The sequence below is a fragment of the Ornithinimicrobium sufpigmenti genome (assembly GCF_004322775.1).
GTDB classification, from domain to species: Bacteria; Actinomycetota; Actinomycetes; order Actinomycetales; family Dermatophilaceae; genus Ornithinicoccus; species Ornithinicoccus sufpigmenti.
Genome location: NZ_CP036403.1, coordinates 1,001,145 through 1,016,008, shown reverse-complemented (window position 1 = coordinate 1,016,008; position 14,864 = coordinate 1,001,145). Strand labels below are relative to the sequence as shown.

The 14,864-nt window shown below is 72.0% G+C and carries 15 protein-coding genes and 2 tRNA genes; 9 read left to right on the top strand and 8 right to left on the bottom strand.

What is annotated here, in order from left to right; all coding sequences use genetic code 11:
• Positions 1 to 151 precede the first annotated feature (151 nt).
• From ESZ52_RS04705 to ESZ52_RS04685, 5 genes are read left to right on the top strand one after another with little or no spacing between them, the layout of a single operon-like run.
• Positions 152 to 859 (top strand): DUF4129 domain-containing protein, encoded by a 708-nt coding sequence (locus ESZ52_RS04705; protein ID WP_131103910.1) that lies wholly within the window; start codon positions 152 to 154, stop codon positions 857 to 859.
• On the top strand, positions 859 to 1,377 hold the full coding sequence (locus ESZ52_RS04700; protein ID WP_131103909.1) for a hypothetical protein: 519 nt from the start codon (positions 859 to 861) through the stop codon (positions 1,375 to 1,377). Before ESZ52_RS04705 ends, ESZ52_RS04700 begins: the two co-directional genes overlap by 1 nt.
• Positions 1,374 to 2,375: an AAA family ATPase gene (locus tag ESZ52_RS04695; protein WP_131103908.1), complete on the top strand. Its 1,002-nt coding sequence runs from the start codon at positions 1,374 to 1,376 to the stop codon at positions 2,373 to 2,375. The genes ESZ52_RS04700 and ESZ52_RS04695 overlap by 4 nt, the downstream gene beginning before the upstream one ends.
• Before the next feature lie 7 nt (positions 2,376 to 2,382).
• Positions 2,383 to 3,783 carry a DUF58 domain-containing protein gene (locus ESZ52_RS04690; protein WP_131103907.1) on the top strand — a complete coding sequence of 467 codons (1,401 nt, stop codon included), beginning with the start codon at positions 2,383 to 2,385 and terminating at the stop codon, positions 3,781 to 3,783.
• Complete coding sequence (locus ESZ52_RS04685; RefSeq protein ID WP_131103906.1) at positions 3,780 to 4,328, top strand: hypothetical protein; 549 nt, start codon at positions 3,780 to 3,782, stop codon at positions 4,326 to 4,328. Before ESZ52_RS04690 ends, ESZ52_RS04685 begins: the two co-directional genes overlap by 4 nt.
• A 12-nt stretch (positions 4,329 to 4,340) precedes the next feature.
• On the opposite strand, the gene clpX is transcribed toward ESZ52_RS04685, so the two are convergent.
• The 3 genes from clpX to ESZ52_RS04670 form a co-directional block, all read right to left on the bottom strand.
• The gene (gene clpX, locus ESZ52_RS04680; RefSeq protein ID WP_131103905.1) at positions 4,341 to 5,612 is read right to left on the bottom strand and encodes an ATP-dependent Clp protease ATP-binding subunit ClpX; all 1,272 of its coding nucleotides are present in this window, start codon (positions 5,610 to 5,612) and stop codon (positions 4,341 to 4,343) included.
• 206 nt (positions 5,613 to 5,818) lie between these two features.
• Positions 5,819 to 6,475, bottom strand: a complete 657-nt coding sequence (locus ESZ52_RS04675) for an ATP-dependent Clp protease proteolytic subunit (RefSeq protein ID WP_181009946.1) — start codon at positions 6,473 to 6,475, stop codon at positions 5,819 to 5,821.
• Between the two features lie 70 nt (positions 6,476 to 6,545).
• Positions 6,546 to 7,178, bottom strand: a complete 633-nt coding sequence (locus tag ESZ52_RS04670) for a ClpP family protease (protein ID WP_131103903.1) — start codon at positions 7,176 to 7,178, stop codon at positions 6,546 to 6,548.
• A gap of 288 nt (positions 7,179 to 7,466) precedes the next feature.
• Between ESZ52_RS04670 and ESZ52_RS04665 the strand changes: the two genes are divergently transcribed.
• Entirely contained in the window at positions 7,467 to 8,399 is a 933-nt protein-coding gene (locus ESZ52_RS04665) for a DMT family transporter (RefSeq protein ID WP_131103902.1), read from the top strand.
• A 115-nt stretch (positions 8,400 to 8,514) separates the two neighbouring features.
• On the top strand, positions 8,515 to 9,600 hold the full coding sequence (locus ESZ52_RS04660; RefSeq protein ID WP_202865409.1) for a baeRF11 domain-containing protein: 1,086 nt from the start codon (positions 8,515 to 8,517) through the stop codon (positions 9,598 to 9,600).
• A 134-nt stretch (positions 9,601 to 9,734) separates the two neighbouring features.
• On the opposite strand, the gene tig is transcribed toward ESZ52_RS04660, so the two are convergent.
• Positions 9,735 to 11,156 (bottom strand): trigger factor, encoded by a 1,422-nt coding sequence (gene tig, locus ESZ52_RS04655; protein WP_181009935.1) that lies wholly within the window; start codon positions 11,154 to 11,156, stop codon positions 9,735 to 9,737.
• An 85-nt stretch (positions 11,157 to 11,241) separates the two neighbouring features.
• Positions 11,242 to 11,315, bottom strand: a tRNA-Pro gene (locus ESZ52_RS04650).
• A 115-nt stretch (positions 11,316 to 11,430) separates the two neighbouring features.
• Here ESZ52_RS04650 and ESZ52_RS04645 point away from each other — a divergent pair.
• Positions 11,431 to 11,504, top strand: a tRNA-Gly gene (locus ESZ52_RS04645).
• 87 nt (positions 11,505 to 11,591) lie between these two features.
• Entirely contained in the window at positions 11,592 to 12,233 is a 642-nt protein-coding gene (locus ESZ52_RS04640; RefSeq protein WP_131103900.1) for an SIMPL domain-containing protein, read from the top strand.
• A gap of 81 nt (positions 12,234 to 12,314) precedes the next feature.
• On the opposite strand, the gene mgtE is transcribed toward ESZ52_RS04640, so the two are convergent.
• The 3 genes from mgtE to ESZ52_RS04625 are packed head-to-tail and all read right to left on the bottom strand — an operon-like array spanning position 12,315 to position 14,842.
• Positions 12,315 to 13,682: a magnesium transporter gene (gene mgtE / locus ESZ52_RS04635; RefSeq protein ID WP_131103899.1), complete on the bottom strand. Its 1,368-nt coding sequence runs from the start codon at positions 13,680 to 13,682 to the stop codon at positions 12,315 to 12,317.
• Positions 13,683 to 13,720: 38 nt separating this feature from the next.
• Positions 13,721 to 14,188 (bottom strand): ribose-5-phosphate isomerase, encoded by a 468-nt coding sequence (locus ESZ52_RS04630; protein ID WP_131103898.1) that lies wholly within the window; start codon positions 14,186 to 14,188, stop codon positions 13,721 to 13,723.
• A gap of 12 nt (positions 14,189 to 14,200) precedes the next feature.
• Positions 14,201 to 14,842, bottom strand: coding sequence for a mycothiol-dependent nitroreductase Rv2466c family protein (locus tag ESZ52_RS04625; RefSeq protein WP_131103897.1), 642 nt, complete (start codon positions 14,840 to 14,842; stop codon positions 14,201 to 14,203).
• Positions 14,843 to 14,864: the final 22 nt, after the last annotated feature.

The window sequence follows — 14,864 nt, the reverse complement described above, 5'->3', positions numbered from 1 at the left end:
CACGCCATACGTGTCCGATCGGCCGTATCGCGTGTCTGGTCGGGCCTTCTCGCGTGTCTGGTCGGGCCTTCTCGCGTGTCCGGTCGGGACTTCTCGCGTGTCCGGTCGGGCCTTTTCGCGTGTCCGGTCGGGGCGACATAGGGTGACCGGCATGCGCAGGGGCATGACGTCGACCGTGGTGGTCACCGTGCTGCTGGCCGTGTCTGGTCTGCTCCTGCTGGTGTGGAGCTCCTCCAGCGGGTCGCCCCTGGTCGGAGCACCCCAGGGCACCTGGGGGCCACCGCCGATCACCCTGCAGCCGGAGCCGCCGACCGACCTCGAGCTGGAGACCCTCCCCCCGGAGCAGGAGTCGGGGTCCCCGGACGGGCCGGACGTCAACCAGTGGCTCGTCGACGCCATCCAGCTGGTGCTCCTGCTCGCCCTGGTCTTCGCGCTGCTGCACATCCTGCGCAGGCTGCTCGAGCGGGAGAAACGGGAGGGCACGGGCCCGCCCCGCGAGCGCGACGAAGAGCTGGCGGCCCTGCTGGACGCCAGCAGCGAGGAGGTCCGTTACCGCGCGCTGACCCAGGGCGACCCGCGCAACGCGGTCGTGGCCTGCTGGGTCGCGCTGGAGGACGCCGTCTACCGCTCCGGCCTGGACCAGGACCCCTCACTGACCGCCAGCGAGCTCACCGGCAAGGTCCTGGCCCGCTGGGAGGTCGACCCGAAGGCCATCCGCACCCTGTCCGCCGCCTACCGCGAGGCCCGCTTCTCCCGCCACCCCATCACCGAGGACCAGCGCCGCGCCGCCGTCGACGCCCTGGAGCAGATCCATCACGACCTGCGCCGCAAGGTCGTCACGGAGCAGGAGATCCCCTGATGCGCCCGGGTCTGGTGGACCGGCTGCGGGCGGCCTACCTGCCCTTCACCCTGGTCGCCCTCGGCGTGGGGGCGCTGCTCTACTACATCGGTTCACTGCCGCACACCGTGCCCGAGGCCGTCCTGGTCATCCTGCTCGGCACGGCCGTCCTGGCGCTGATCCACCGGGTGCTCAGCCGGGCCGCTCGGGAGGTGGAGCCGGCGTACTGGGTGTCCACGCCGCACGCAGAGGCCGCTCCGCCCGCTGCCATGGACTACCGGCTGCTGCGCCTGCGCCGTGACCTGCGCGACGCTCTGGAGCGCGAGGACCGGCCCGACCACGTCTACGCCGTCCTGCGCGAGCTGACCGCCGAGCGGCTCCGCGCCGGCCACGACATCGACCTCGACCTGGAGCCGGAGCGGGCCCGGCAGGTCCTCACCCCGGGGCTCGTCAGATACCTGGACACCCCTCCCACGGACACCCGCCGCCGCAGCCGCAGCGCGCTGCACCACGCCATCGAAGGGATCGAGCAGCTATGACCGAGACGACGACCGCACCGCTGACCGTCGCGGAGGTGTCCGCGCGGGCCGCACAGGTGCTGGACCGTGTCGAGCAGGCCGTCGTGGGCAAGCGTGAGGCGCTGACCCTCGTGCTCACCTCGATCCTGTCCCGCGGCCACGTGCTGCTCGAGGACTTCCCCGGCCTCGGCAAGACCCTCGCCGCGCGCTCCTTCGCCCAGACCCTGGGCCTGGACTTCACCCGCGCCCAGTTCACCCCCGACCTGCTGCCGTCGGACCTCACCGGCTCCTTCGTCTACGACCAGAAGGTCTCCGAGTTCGCGTTCCGCCCCGGTCCGCTCTTCACCGGGCTGCTGCTCGCCGACGAGATCAACCGCACGCCGCCCAAGACGCAGTCGGCGCTGCTGGAGGCGATGCAGGAGCACCAGGTGACGGTCGAGGGCCAGACCTTCGCGCTCCCGCAGCCCTTCCACGTCCTGGCCACCGCCAACCCGGTCGAGTACGAGGGCACCTACCCCCTGCCGGAGGCCCAGCTCGACCGCTTCCTCATGCGGGTCTCGTTCGGCTACCCCACCGCCGAGGAGGAGTGGGACGTGCTGCGGCGGCGGATCTCCCGCCAGCGGGAGGACCAGCACCTCGACGCGGTCACCGACGCCGAGGGGCTGGCCGCGATGCAGGCCGCGATCGAGACCGTGCCCGTCGAGGACGACATCTCCCGCTACTGCGTCGAGCTGGCCGCGGCCACCCGCCGGCACCGGGCCGTGCTGGTCGGCTCCTCCCCCCGCGGCTCGCTGGCGCTCATGCTCACCAGCCGGGCGTATGCCGTGGTGCACGGCCGTGACTTCGTCACCCCCGAGGACGTCAAGGCGGTCGCGCACGCCGTCCTGGACCACCGCATCTCCATCAAGCCCGAGCTGTGGATGTCCGACACCGGCGGCGCGGCGGTCGTCACCGCCGCGCTGGGCCAGGTGCCGGTGCCGGGGTCCCGGACCGGGGCCGCGACCGCCGAGACAGGCTGAGACCCTCATGGTCACCGCTCCGCTCACCGCGCTGCGCGCCGACCCCGCCGACTGGCGGGACCGCTGGCGCGCGACCCACGCCTACCTGCGCTGCCTCGTGGTGGTGCTGGCGGTGGCCCCCGTCGCGCTGCTGTGGCGCCGGCCGGACCTGCTCGTGCTGGCCGCACCCTTCGCCGTGGTCCTGGCCTGGAGCCTGGTCACCCGGCCGCGGGCCGTCCCCGGCCGGCGGTTCGCGCTCTCGCACAGCATGGTCCGCGAGGGCGAGCAGGTGCTGGCCGTGTCCGCGATCGAGCCGGTCGAGGGGGCAGAGGTCCTCTCCGCCGCCGTCTCCCCCGCGCCCTACGTGGAGGGCGTCGTGCAGGAGAAGGTCCGCGCGGTGCGCGACATAGAGGGCGTGGAGCTGGAGCGCACCTGCGCCGTGGCCGACGCCGAGGGCGAGACGGTGGACGGGATGCGCCGCGTCTTGGTCGGGCTGCGGCTGCAGCGCTGGGGCGTGCGCCGGGTGGGCCCGGTGCAGATGGCCGCGACCAGCGCCTGGGGGTCCTTCCGCTGGGGGCCGGTCGCCCAGCCCCCGCTGGGTCTGCGGGTGCTGCCGCAGCCTTCGGCCTTCGACACCTCCGCGCCCGCCCCGCACCCTCGCGGGCTGGTGGGCCAGCACCGGTCCGCGCGCCCCGGGGACGGAGCGGAGTTCGCCACGCTGCGCCCCTTCCAGGTCGGCGACCGGCTGCGCCGCATCCACTGGCCGCGTTCGACGCGCGAGCCCGGCCAGCTCTACGTCACCTCCAGCTACGCGGACCAGGACACCCACGTCGCCGTCCTCCTCGACGCGCACTACGACCTCGGTATCTCCGGCGGCATCGACGGCGAGCCCAGCTCCCTGGACCGCTCCGTGCGGGCCGCCGCCGCGGTCTCCGAGCACTTCCTGCAGCAGGGTGACCGGGTCAGCCTGCGCGTCCTCTCGGCCCGCACCCCGCTGACGGTGCCGATCGGGACCGGCAAGCGGCACGGCATACGCATCCTCGACACCCTGTGCCGGGTGCTGCCCTCCGTCGACGACCAGACCGACCCCGCCACCGTCCACATGGGCGTCAAGGACGGGACGCTGGTCGTGATGATCTCCGCGCTGGTCTCCCCCGACGCCCTGACCCAGGCCGCGATGCTGGCCGCTCGCGGGATCTCGGTCGTCGTCATCGACGCGCTCGTCGACCCTCGGGACGGCGGCGTGGTGCCCGCCGCCGACAAGGACGCGCTGGCCCGGACCGCCTGGCGGATCCGGCTCCTGGAACGCGACCGGGAGATCCGGGCGATCCAGGCCCAAGGGGTGGCCGTCGTGCCCTGGCTCGGGCCGGGCAGCCTGGACGTGGTGCTCCGCGAGCTGGCCCGGCGCGGCAGGAGGGCCGGGGTATGAGCGAGCTGCGGGCCCTGTGGATCGACCTCGTCTCGGCCAGCCGGAGCCAGCTGCGGGTACGCCTCATGGCCGTCGCCGGCGCGCTCGTCTTCCTGCTGTCCTTCATCGCCGCCGGCGGCGGAGGCTGGTGGTCCTGGGGCGGGATGCTGCTGCTCGGGCTGGGCCTGGCCCTCAACCCGGTGACCCTGCTGCCGGTCCTCTTCGTCCTCTTCGGCATCGCCTCGTGGTGGGCCGGCGTCGACGGCCCCTGGCACTGGGCACTCCTGCCTGCGACTCTCGGCCTGCTGGTCGTCCACGCCGGCTGCGCGCTGGCCGCCTCCGTGCCGCCGCAGGCGGCGCTGCCCGGGTCGGTGATCGAGCTGTATGCCGTGCGCGTCGCCCTGGTCGCCGCCTTGACGGTCCTCGTCTGGGGGCTGGCCGGCGTGGTCAGCGGGGTGGCGACGGGCGTCGGCGGCGCGGCCCCGGGGATCGTGGGCCTGGCGCTGCTGGTCGCCGCGCTGGGCTACTTCGTACGCGGCACCCGGTCGGCACCGCGCCGGAGCTGAGCCGGGCAGCCGTCAGGCGCTCTCCTTGCGCTGGGTGCGCTTGCGGGGCACCTCGCGGCGCACGATCGTGGGGTTGACGTTCTTGGCGACCACGTCACCGGTGATGACCACCTTGGCGATCTCGTCGTCGCTGGGGACGTCGAACATCACCGGCAGCAGGACCTCCTCGAGGATGGCGCGCAGGCCTCGCGCACCGGTGCCGCGGAGCAGCGCCTGGTCGGCGATGGCGTTGAGCGCGTCGTCCTCGAACTCCAGCTCCACGCCGTCGATCTCGAACATCCGCTGGTACTGCTTGACCAGGGCGTTGCGCGGCTCGGTGAGGATGTTGACCAGCGCGTCGCGGTCGAGCGGGGTGACCGTGGTGATGACCGGCAGGCGACCGATGAACTCGGGGATGAGACCGAACTTCATCAGGTCCTCGGGCAGCACCTCGGCGAAGTGCTCGTTGGCGTCGGCAGCCGACTTCAGCTCGGCCCCGAAGCCCAGGCCCTGCTTGCCGGTGCGGGCCTCGATGATCTTCTCCATGCCGGCGAAGGCGCCGCCGACGATGAACAGCACGTTGCCGGTGTCGATCTGGATGAACTCCTGGTGGGGGTGCTTGCGCCCACCCTGCGGCGGGACGGAGGCGACGGTGCCCTCCAGGATCTTCAGCAGCGCCTGCTGCACGCCCTCGCCGGAGACGTCACGGGTGATCGAGGGGTTCTCGCTCTTGCGGGCGATCTTGTCGATCTCGTCGATGTAGATGATCCCGGTCTCGGCCTTCTTGACGTCGAAGTCCGCGGCCTGGATGAGCTTGAGCAGGATGTTCTCGACGTCCTCACCGACATAGCCGGCCTCGGTGAGGGCAGTCGCGTCGGCGATCGCGAACGGCACGTTGAGCATCCGCGCCAGCGTCTGGGCCAGGTAGGTCTTGCCGCAGCCGGTGGGCCCGATCAGCAGGATGTTGGACTTGGCGATCTCCACGGCGTCGTCCCCCCGGACGCCCTCCCCCGCCTGGATCCGCTTGTAGTGGTTGTAGACCGCGACCGCGAGCGCACGCTTGGCCGGGTCCTGGCCGACGACGTACTGCTGCAGGAAGTCGAAGATCTCCCGCGGCTTGGGCAGCTGGCCCAGCCCCAGGTCGCTGGACTCGGCCAGCTCCTCCTCGATGATCTCGTTGCACAGGTCGATGCACTCGTCGCAGATGTACACGCCAGGGCCGGCGATCAGCTTCTTGACCTGCTTCTGGCTCTTCCCGCAGAAGGAGCACTTCAGCAGGTCGCTGCTCTCACCCATTCGTGCCATGCCCCCGACGCTACCTTGCCGGACCGGACGGCGACAGGCTTTTGCGCTCAGGGCCGAGGTGTGTTGCCGACTGTCCGCTCTGGGCGCAACGCGCCCGGCCCCGCTCAGGAGCCCGCCTCCACGCCATACCGCAGGCGTGCGACCTCGACACACAGAACGCGCCCGGTCACCCCAGGTGACCGGGCGCGTTGCGCTGCAGGGTGGGCTCAGTCGTCGAGGGAGGCCTTGCGCGAGGCGAGCACCTCGTCGATGAGGCCGTACTCCTTGGCCTCGGCGGCGGTGAGGATCTTGTCGCGCTCGATGTCCTTGCGGACCTGCTCGACCGGTCGGCCGGAGTGCTTGGCCCAGGTCTCCTCCAGCCAGGCGCGCATGCGCAGCACCTCGTTGGCCTGGATCTCGATGTCGGAGGCCTGCCCGTACTCGCCGCCCATGAGCGCGGGCTGGTGGATCAGCACGCGGGCGTTGGGCAGGGAGAACCGCTTGCCGGGGGCACCGGCGGCCAGCAGCACGGCGGCCGCGGAGGCGGCCTGCCCGATGACGAAGGTCTGCACGTCGGGCTTGATGTACTGCATGGTGTCGTAGATCGCGGTCAGCGCGGTGAAGCTGCCACCGGGGCTGTTGATGTACATCAGGATGTCGCGGTCCGGGTCCTGGCTCTCCAGGACGATCAGCTGGGCGATGACGTCGTCGGCCGACGCGTCGTCCACCTGGACGCCGAGGAAGATGATGCGGTCCTCGAACAGCTTGGTGTAGGGGTCCTGACGCTTGGTGCCGTAGGAGGTGCGCTCCTCGAACTGCGGCAGGATGTAGCGGCTGCTGGGGGCAGGCGCCTGCAGGTGGCCGCCCGCGGGGGCGCCGCCCATCCAGGCGCCGCCGGCGTAGGGGCTGTGGGGCTGGGTCATGTCAGCTCTCGTCCTTTGTCTGTGGTCGCCGTCAGGCCTGGTCCTGGGAGGCCGAGGAGGAGGTCTCGTAGACGTGGTCCACGAAGCCGTACTCCTTGGCCTCGGCCGCGGTGAACCAGCGGTCGCGGTCAGAGTCGGCCTCGATCTGCTCCACGCTCTGGCCCGTGTGCTCGGCGATCAGCTCGGCCATCTGCTTCTTGATGTGCAGCATCTGCTCGGCCTGGATCTTGATGTCGGAGGCGGTGCCGCCGATGCCGCCGGAGGGCTGGTGCATCATCACCCGGGCGTGCGGGGTGGCGTAGCGCTTGCCCTTGGTGCCGGCCGAGAGCAGGAACTGGCCCATCGACGCGGCCAGGCCCATCGCCACGGTCGCCACGTCGTTGGGGATCCACTTCATGGTGTCGAAGATCGCCATGCCGGCGGTCACCGAGCCACCCGGGGAGTTGATGTAGAGCCAGATGTCCTTGTCCGGGTCCTCAGCCGAGAGCAGGAGCAACTGGGCGCAGATCGCGTTGGCGTTGTCGTCGCGGACGTCGGAGCCCAGGAAGATGATGCGCTCCCGGAGGAGACGGTTGTAGATCTGGTCGTCCAGGCCGCCCATCGGGCGATCGGCCATCACCACGGGGGTGGTGGCGGAGGTGCGGGCGGGGCCGTGATCGGTCATGTTCCCTCTTCTCTTCTCGTGCGAGGTATGCCGTGTCCCGGCTCGCCGGGCGACGGGGGCGGCGGCGGGACACCTGTTGTCGACCCTAACGTCCACCCCCTGCGCCCTAGTCCCGCGGGGCGGGCGTGTTCGCCGTGAGCGCAAGGGGTGACGGAGCGCGCCGAAAGGCTGGCCCCTCCCCGTGTCCGATCGGGCTCCTCGCCGTGTCCGGTCGGGCCCTTCGCCGTGTCCGGTCGGGATCGATGGTGTGCGTGCCTGGCGCTGGAGGGGGTCTGGCACGCTGGCCCGGTGACTGACGTGGGCTCTCGAGGGGACCGGACCTGGCTGGTGGCGTTGGCTGCCTCCCTGTGGGGGCTGTCCGCGCTGTGGCGCGGGCCGCTGACTGCGCAGTTCCCCTCGCTCGCGATCGTCTTCTGGGAGCACCTGGTGCTGACCCTGCTCGTGCTGCCCTGGCTTCTCCCTGCCGTGCGCCGCGTGCTGGCGGCGTCCCGCCGTACGCAGGGCGCGGTCCTGGTCATCGGCGCCGGGTCCTCGGCGCTGGCGACCGTGCTGTTCACCCTCGCCTTCGCCGTCGGCGACCCCATCACCCCGCAGGTCCTGCAGAAGCTGCAGCCGCTGCTGGCCCTCGCCCTGGCGGCGCTCCTGCTCGGTGAACGCCTGCGTCGCAGCTACCTGTCCTTCCTGCTTCCCGCCCTCGTCGGTGCGTGGCTGCTGACCTTCCCCGACCCGCTCGCGGTGAGCGTGGCCTCGGCCCAGGCGGCGCTGCTGGCCGTGGGCGCGGCCGCGCTGTGGGGCGCGGGCACCGTCCTCGGCCGCCTCGCCAGCGCGGAGCTCTCCTTCAAGGACCTCACCGCGCTGCGCTTCAGCATCGGCCTGGCCACCTTGGCGGTGGTCGCCGGCGTCACCCGGACACCCCTGGCCCTGAGCTGGTCCGCCGCACCCCAGGTGATCCTGCTCGCGCTCCTGCCCGGGCTGCTGGCGCTCGTCCTCTACTACCTTGCCCTGGGGCGCACACCGGCTTCCCGGGCCACCCTGGCCGAGCTGGCCTTCCCGCTCACGGCCGCGCTCATCGGCGTGGTCGCCTTCGGCAGCCGGCCCGAGGCCAGCCAGTGGGTGGGCGTAGGCATCGTGCTGGTCACCGTGGTCTGCCTCTCGCTGCACGAGCAACGGTCCGCGCGACCGGCCGTCGTCGCCCGCACCCGCGCCCCGGTGACGCGCTAGCAGTCGGACCCGTGCCGCCGCATACCCCTGGTGGTGCCGCGCCCGCTGCCTTGAGATGGTGGGAGGACCGCACCGATCACCCTCGGGAGAAAGGCAGCACACCGTGCACATCGACATGCCGACCAGGAGCGACATCGAGCGGCTCGCCGCCGCCCGCGACCCGTTGAGCCTCAGCATCTACCTGCCCACGAGCACCCCGCCGGACGCCGAGCACGACCGGCTGCAGGCCCGCGCCCTGGTGGACGAGGCGCTGGCGACCGTCCGGGAGCACGCGGACAAGCGGACCGCCGCCCAGGTCGAGGAGAACCTGCGAGACCTGCTCGACGACACCGGCTTCTTCCGCGAGCTCGGCCGCAGCCTGGCGATCTTCGCCACGCCCACCCGGACCACCTCCTACCGGCTGCCCAACCTCCTGTCGGCCGAGGCCACGGTCGGTGACCGGTTCACCATCACGCCGTTGCTGCGTGCGGTGACCTTCCCCCAGGCCGCCTACGTCCTGGCCCTCTCGCAGAACAGGGCGCGCCTGGTCCGGGTCAACGCGGACGGCCCGGCCACGGAGGTCCGCGTGCCCGGGATGCCGGCCGACGCTGCCAGCCGGCTCGGGGTGGACAACCTGGCCCGGTCCGCGCCCGGCGGCCGGCGCCAGGGCGACGAGGGGATCAAGGTGCGCCTGACCCAGTACGCCCGCGAGGTCGACCGCACGCTGCGGCCCGTGCTGCGGGGCGACTCGCTGCCGCTCATCCTGGCAGCGGCCGAGCCGCTCGCCAGCATCTTCCGCAACCTCACCGGGTATGGCGAGCTGGCGCCGGAGGGCATCGACGGCAACCCGGACACGCTCTCCGAGGCCGAGCTGGCGGACGCCGCCCGGGGGATCCTGGACCGCACCTACGCCGCCGAGCTGGCCGGGCTGCACGAGACCTTCGGCGACCGTCAGGCCAACGGCCGGGCCACCAACGACCTCGCCGACCTGGCCCGCGCGGTCACCATCGGCGCGGTGGCGACCCTGCTGGTCGACATGGACGCCCACGTCGAGGGGAGGATCTCCGAGGACGGCACCCTGACCCTCGGCGAGAGCGATCAGGACGTGCTCGAGGAGATCGCGGCCCGCGCGATCGGCACCGGTGCGCGCGTGCTCGCCGTCCGCACGGACGACCTGCCCGGGCAAGCCCAGGCGGCGGGCATCCTGCGCTACGCACCCTGACGTCCACAACGGCGCCGACGGCGCCCAGGAGGTCGGAGACCCGGACCAGTGACCCGAGACGAACGTGCGGGTGCCTGCAGCGCAGGCACCCGCACGTCTCGTATGGGGAGCGGCCGAGCGGCCGCTCGGGTGGATCAGGCCTTCGCGTCGGCGTCGGCGTGCTGCTCGGAGCCGGCCGCGTCGACCTCGGTCTCGCCGGACTCGGCGTCGGCCGCAACCTCGGCCTCCTCGCCCAGGTCCTCGACCGTCTCGAGGTCGTCAAGCTCCTCGAGGTCCTCGTCGTCCTCGGCGTCCGGGTCGATCTCGTTGAGGTCGATGACGTTGCCCTCGCCGTCGACGACCTTGGCGGCCTCCAGCACGGACGCCAGCGCCTTGCGGCGGCCGACCTCGGCGACCATGGACTGCACCTGGCCGCCCTGGTCGATCTGCTGGGCGAACTCCTGGGGGTTCATCCCGTACTGCTGGGCGGTCATCATGATGTACTCGATCAGCTCACCCTGGTCGACCTGGACCTCGTCGCGCTCGACGATCGCGTCGAGGAGGAACTGGGTGCGCATCGCCTTGGTGGTGGACTCGGTGACCTCGGCGCGGTGCACGTCGTCGTCCAGGCGGTTCTCGTCCTCCAGGTGCCGGTGCACCTCGGCCTCGACCAGGCTCTCGGGGACCGGGATGTCCACGCGCTCGAGCATCGCGTCCAGGACCTTGTCCCGCGCGGAGATGCCCTGCTCGAACTTCGCGCCCTGCTCGGCCTGCTTGCGCAGGTCGGCCTCGAGCTCCTCCATGGTGTCGAACTGGCTGGCCAGCTGGGCGAAGTCGTCGTCCAGCTCGGGCAGCTCGCGCTCCTTGACCGTCTGCACCGTCACGGTGACCTCGGCCTCCTCGCCGGCCCGGTCGCCGCCGGCCAGCGGGCTGGCGAACTCCACGGTGTCTCCGGCCTTGGTGCCGCGCAGCGCCTTGTCCAGGCCCTCGAGCATCGTGCCCGAGCCGATCACGTAGGAGACGCCGGTGACCGAGTCGATCTCCTCGTCGCCGATCTTGGCGGACAGGTCGATCGTGGCGTGGTCGCCGGTCTTGGCCTTGCGCTTGATCGTCTTCAGGGTGCCGAAGCGCTCGCGCAGGTTGTCCAGGCGGGCCTGCACGTCCTCCTCGCTGGCCTGCACCGCGTCGACGGTGACCTCGATGTCGGAGAAGTCGGGCAGCTCGAAGGCCGGGACGATGTCCACCTCGGCCTCGAAGACGAAGTCTTGACCGTCCTCCATCGGCAGCGAGGTCAGGTTGACCTCGGGCTGTCCGAGCGGGCGCAGCTCGTGCTCCTGCACGGCCTGGGTGTAGTACTCCGGCAGGGCGTCGTTGATCGCCTCCTGCACCACGGCGCCGCGGCCGAAGCGCTGGTCGATGATCCGCGCGGGGACCTTACCCTTGCGAAAACCGGGGATCTGGACGTTGGCACCGATGCTCTTGTAGGCGGCGTCCAGCCGGGGCTTGAGGTCGGTGGCGGGGACCTCGACGGTCAGCTTGACCCGGGTCGGGGTCAGGTTTTCGACAGCGCTCTTCACTGCGGGTGCTCCAGAGGGGTTTCGGGGGTATGCCGTGCCTGTTGAAGGGGGTGCACGACCGGGCAGTCGACTCCATGCTAAGTCGTCGGGGTAGCCGGATTCGAACCGGCGGCCTTCCGCTCCCAAAGCGGACGCGCTACCAAGCTGCGCCATACCCCGCGCCTGCCCCGGTGCGCGGAGCACCCGGGGACAGAGGGTTAGACTATCCGTTCGGTCGGCCCGATCCCGCATCCGATCCCCATCGGATCCCACACCAGCGGGGCAAGGCCACCACGCGGGTGTAGCTCAATGGTAGAGCCCCAGTCTTCCAAACTGGCTACGCGGGTTCGATTCCCGTCACCCGCTCCAGCAGTCCCCACGCAGCGCCGCGAGCCGGCTCCAGCAGTCCCGGGAGAAGCCTCGGCAGACGGCGTGCGATCGGCCTACGATCGGCCCATGGACCCGCGTGACACCGTCGTCGTCACCGGCACCGGCCGGGCCGGCGCCGCCCCCGACTCCCTCGTGCTCGACCTGCAGCTGGAGGGGCACGGGTCGACCGTCTCCGAGGCCCTGGACGCGCTCACCGAGGCCACTGCCGCCGCGGGAGAAGCGCTGCCGGACCACGACCTGCGGACCCACGGGCTCGGGCTGCATCCCCGCGACGACCACCAGGGGCGCCAGGTGGGGCACACCGCATACCAGGCGCTGCAGGTGCGGACCCCGGACCCGACGCGGGCGGGTGAGCTCGTGCACCGGCTGGCCCAGGCGACCGGGTCCGCGCTCGGCGTCAACGGGCTGCGCCCGGAGGTGAGCGAGACCGGCGCGCTGGAGCAGCTCGCGCGGCAACGGGCGGTCGAGGATGCCCGCGGCCGGGCCGAGCAGCTGGCCGAGCTGTGTGACCGCGGCCTGGGGCCGATGCTCTGGGCGCGGGAGGTCGGGGACCGCTCACCGGGACCCTGGGAGGCTGGTGACGCCAGGACGGCGCTGGCCTCGGGCGGCCCGGCCGTGGACCCGGCCGACCAGGAGGTGCAGGTGGTGGTCGAGATCAGCTGGGCGCTGCGTCCCGAGGGTAGCCCTCGTCCTGGCCGCCCGATGTGACCGCCCGATGCGGCCGCCCGATGCGGCCGCCCGTCTGGCCGCCCTGTCTCACCGGCTTCGTCCTTCGCGCCGAGCGAGACCTCAGAGCCCCAGGACCGCCCCGGCGATGAGGAAGTAGACGACCAGGCCGGTCGCGTCCACGAAGGTGGTGATGAACGGCGCGCTGACGACCGCCGGGTCCACGCCCGCGCGCCTGGCCAGCAGCGGGATCAGCCCGCCGGCGGTCGCGGCCAGGGCGCACACCACGACGAGCGAGAGACAGATCACCAGCGCCACCTGTCCGTCGGTGAAGAACCAGGCGGGGACGTAGGCGACGATGGCCAACGCCGCGCCCAGGGCCACCCCGGTGGCGAGCTCCTTGGTCAGCACGCGCGGCAGGTCGGCGAAGCGCACGTCGTCCACGGCGACGGCCCGGATCATCGTGCTCGCAGCCTGCGCACCGACGTTGCCCCCGGTGCCGATGAGCAGCGGGATGAACAGCGCCAGGGCGACGACCTGCTCCAGGCTGGCCTCGAAGTAGTCGAGCACGTTGACGGTCAGGGTGGCGGCGACGATGAGGATGAGCAGCCAGGCGATCCGGCTGCGGACCAGGGAGGCCACGGACGTGGACAGGTAGGGCTTGGCCAGCCGGCTGGTCCCGGCCGTGCGGGCGGAGTCCTCGTCCTCCTCCAGCTGCAGCACGCGCATGGCGTCGTCGACGGTGAACAGCCCCACCAGCCGGTGCTGGTCGTCCAGGACCGGCACCGCGAGGGCGCCGTGGTCGCGGACCACGTTGGCCCCGATCTCCTGGTCGTCGCTGGCGTAGACGCTGATCGGCTCCCGCATGACGCCCGACAGCGGCACCTCCGGGTCCGTGGCGAGCAGCCGGCGCAGGGAGACCACCCCGACCACCCGGTGCTCCGCGTCGACGACCGGCACGACATACACCGTCTCGGCCGCGCCGATCCCCTCCTGGACCGCCCGCAGCGCCTCACCCGCCGTCGCGTCCTCCGGCACGCTGACCAGCTCCGGCGTGGCCCAGCGCCCGACCGTCTCCGGCTCGTGGGCCAGGACCTCCTGGGTCTTGATGCGCTCGTCCTCGGGCAGACCCGCCAGCAGCCGGCGCGCCAGGTCCGGGTCCAGGCCGTCCAGGGTCCGCGCACGGTCGTCAGGGTCGAGGTCGGCGATCAACCTGCTCACGTCGCGAGAGCCCAGCTCGCCGAGCAGGTCGGCCTGGACGGCGGGAGCGAGCATCTGGAAGGCCCGCACGCCGCTGGCCCGGGGCAGGAGACGGAAGGCCGTCGTCCGCTGGGCCGGCGCCATCCGCTCCAGCTCGTCCACCACGACCGGCAGGTCGGCACCGTGCAGGATCGCGCGCAGCCCGGTGAGGTCCCCCGAGCGGGCACGCTGCAGGGCCCGCGCCGCCCGGTCCAGCCCGGCCTCCTGCCGGCGGCGGTCGGCGCGCCTCACCGGGCGGTCCCCCGTGTCACGGGAAGGTCACGGCGTTGTCACGGGATCGGCGGGAGAGTGCCGTCGGTCTCGTAGGCGGTCAGCATGTCGATGCGCCTCTGGTGGCGCGTCTCGCCGGAGAACGGCGTCTCCAGGAAGACCCGGACGATCTCCCGGCCCTCCTCGACCGAGACGAACCGTGCGCCGATGGACAGCACGCGGGCGTCGTTGTGCTCCCGGGAGAGCTGGGCGAGCTGCGGGGTGGAGGCCAGTGCCGCGCGGATCCCGGCCACCTTGTTCGCGGCCATCTGCTCGCCGTTGCCCGAGCCGCCCAGGACCACACCGAGAGAGCCGGGGTCGTCGGCGACGGCCTGTGCGGCACGCAGCACGAAGACGGGGTAGTCGTCCTGGGCGTCGTAGTCGACCGGTCCGTGGTCCACCACGTCATGACCCTGCTCGGCCAGCCAGGTGACCAGGTCACGTTGCAGCTCGTAGGCGGCGTGGTCACCGCCGAGGTGGACGCGCATCGGTGGGTCCTCTCAGGAGAAGTCGGGGTGCGTGGTGCGGGTGCGCTTGAGCTCGAAGAAGCCCGGCGTCGCGGCCACGAGGACGCAGCCGTCCCAGAGCTGGCCGGCGGCCTCGCCCTTGGGGGCTGGGGTGACGACCGGCCCGAAGAAGGCGACGTCGTTGACCGAGATGACCGGGGTGCCGACGTCGTCACCGACGAGGTCCATGGCGCGCTGGTGGCTGGCCCGCAGCTGCTCGTCGACGTCGGTCGTGGCGGCCACGTCGTTGATCGCCGGGTCCAGGCCCAGCTCCTCCACGACCTCGGCGAGGACCTGGTCCAGGTGCTCCGTGCCCCGGCCGTCGAGGTGGATGCGCTGGCCGAAGGCGTCGTACATCTTCTTGCGCAGGACGTTGGCCTCGTCCTCGGGCAGGTCCTGGGTGGCGGCGATGATGGCGCGCACGGGGGTCCAGGAGCGGTTCAGCATGGCGAGGTAGCCCTCGTCGAGATGGCGGCCCTCGTTGAGCACCGACAGGCTCATCACCGACCAGGTCACGTCGATGTCGCGGACCTGCTCGACCTCCATCAGCCAGCGAGAGGTCATCCAGGCCCAGGGGCAGACGGGGTCGAAGAACATCTCGGCGCGCTCACGGCTAGGTGCGGTGGTCTGTGTCATGGCACCATCGTGTCACTCGCCG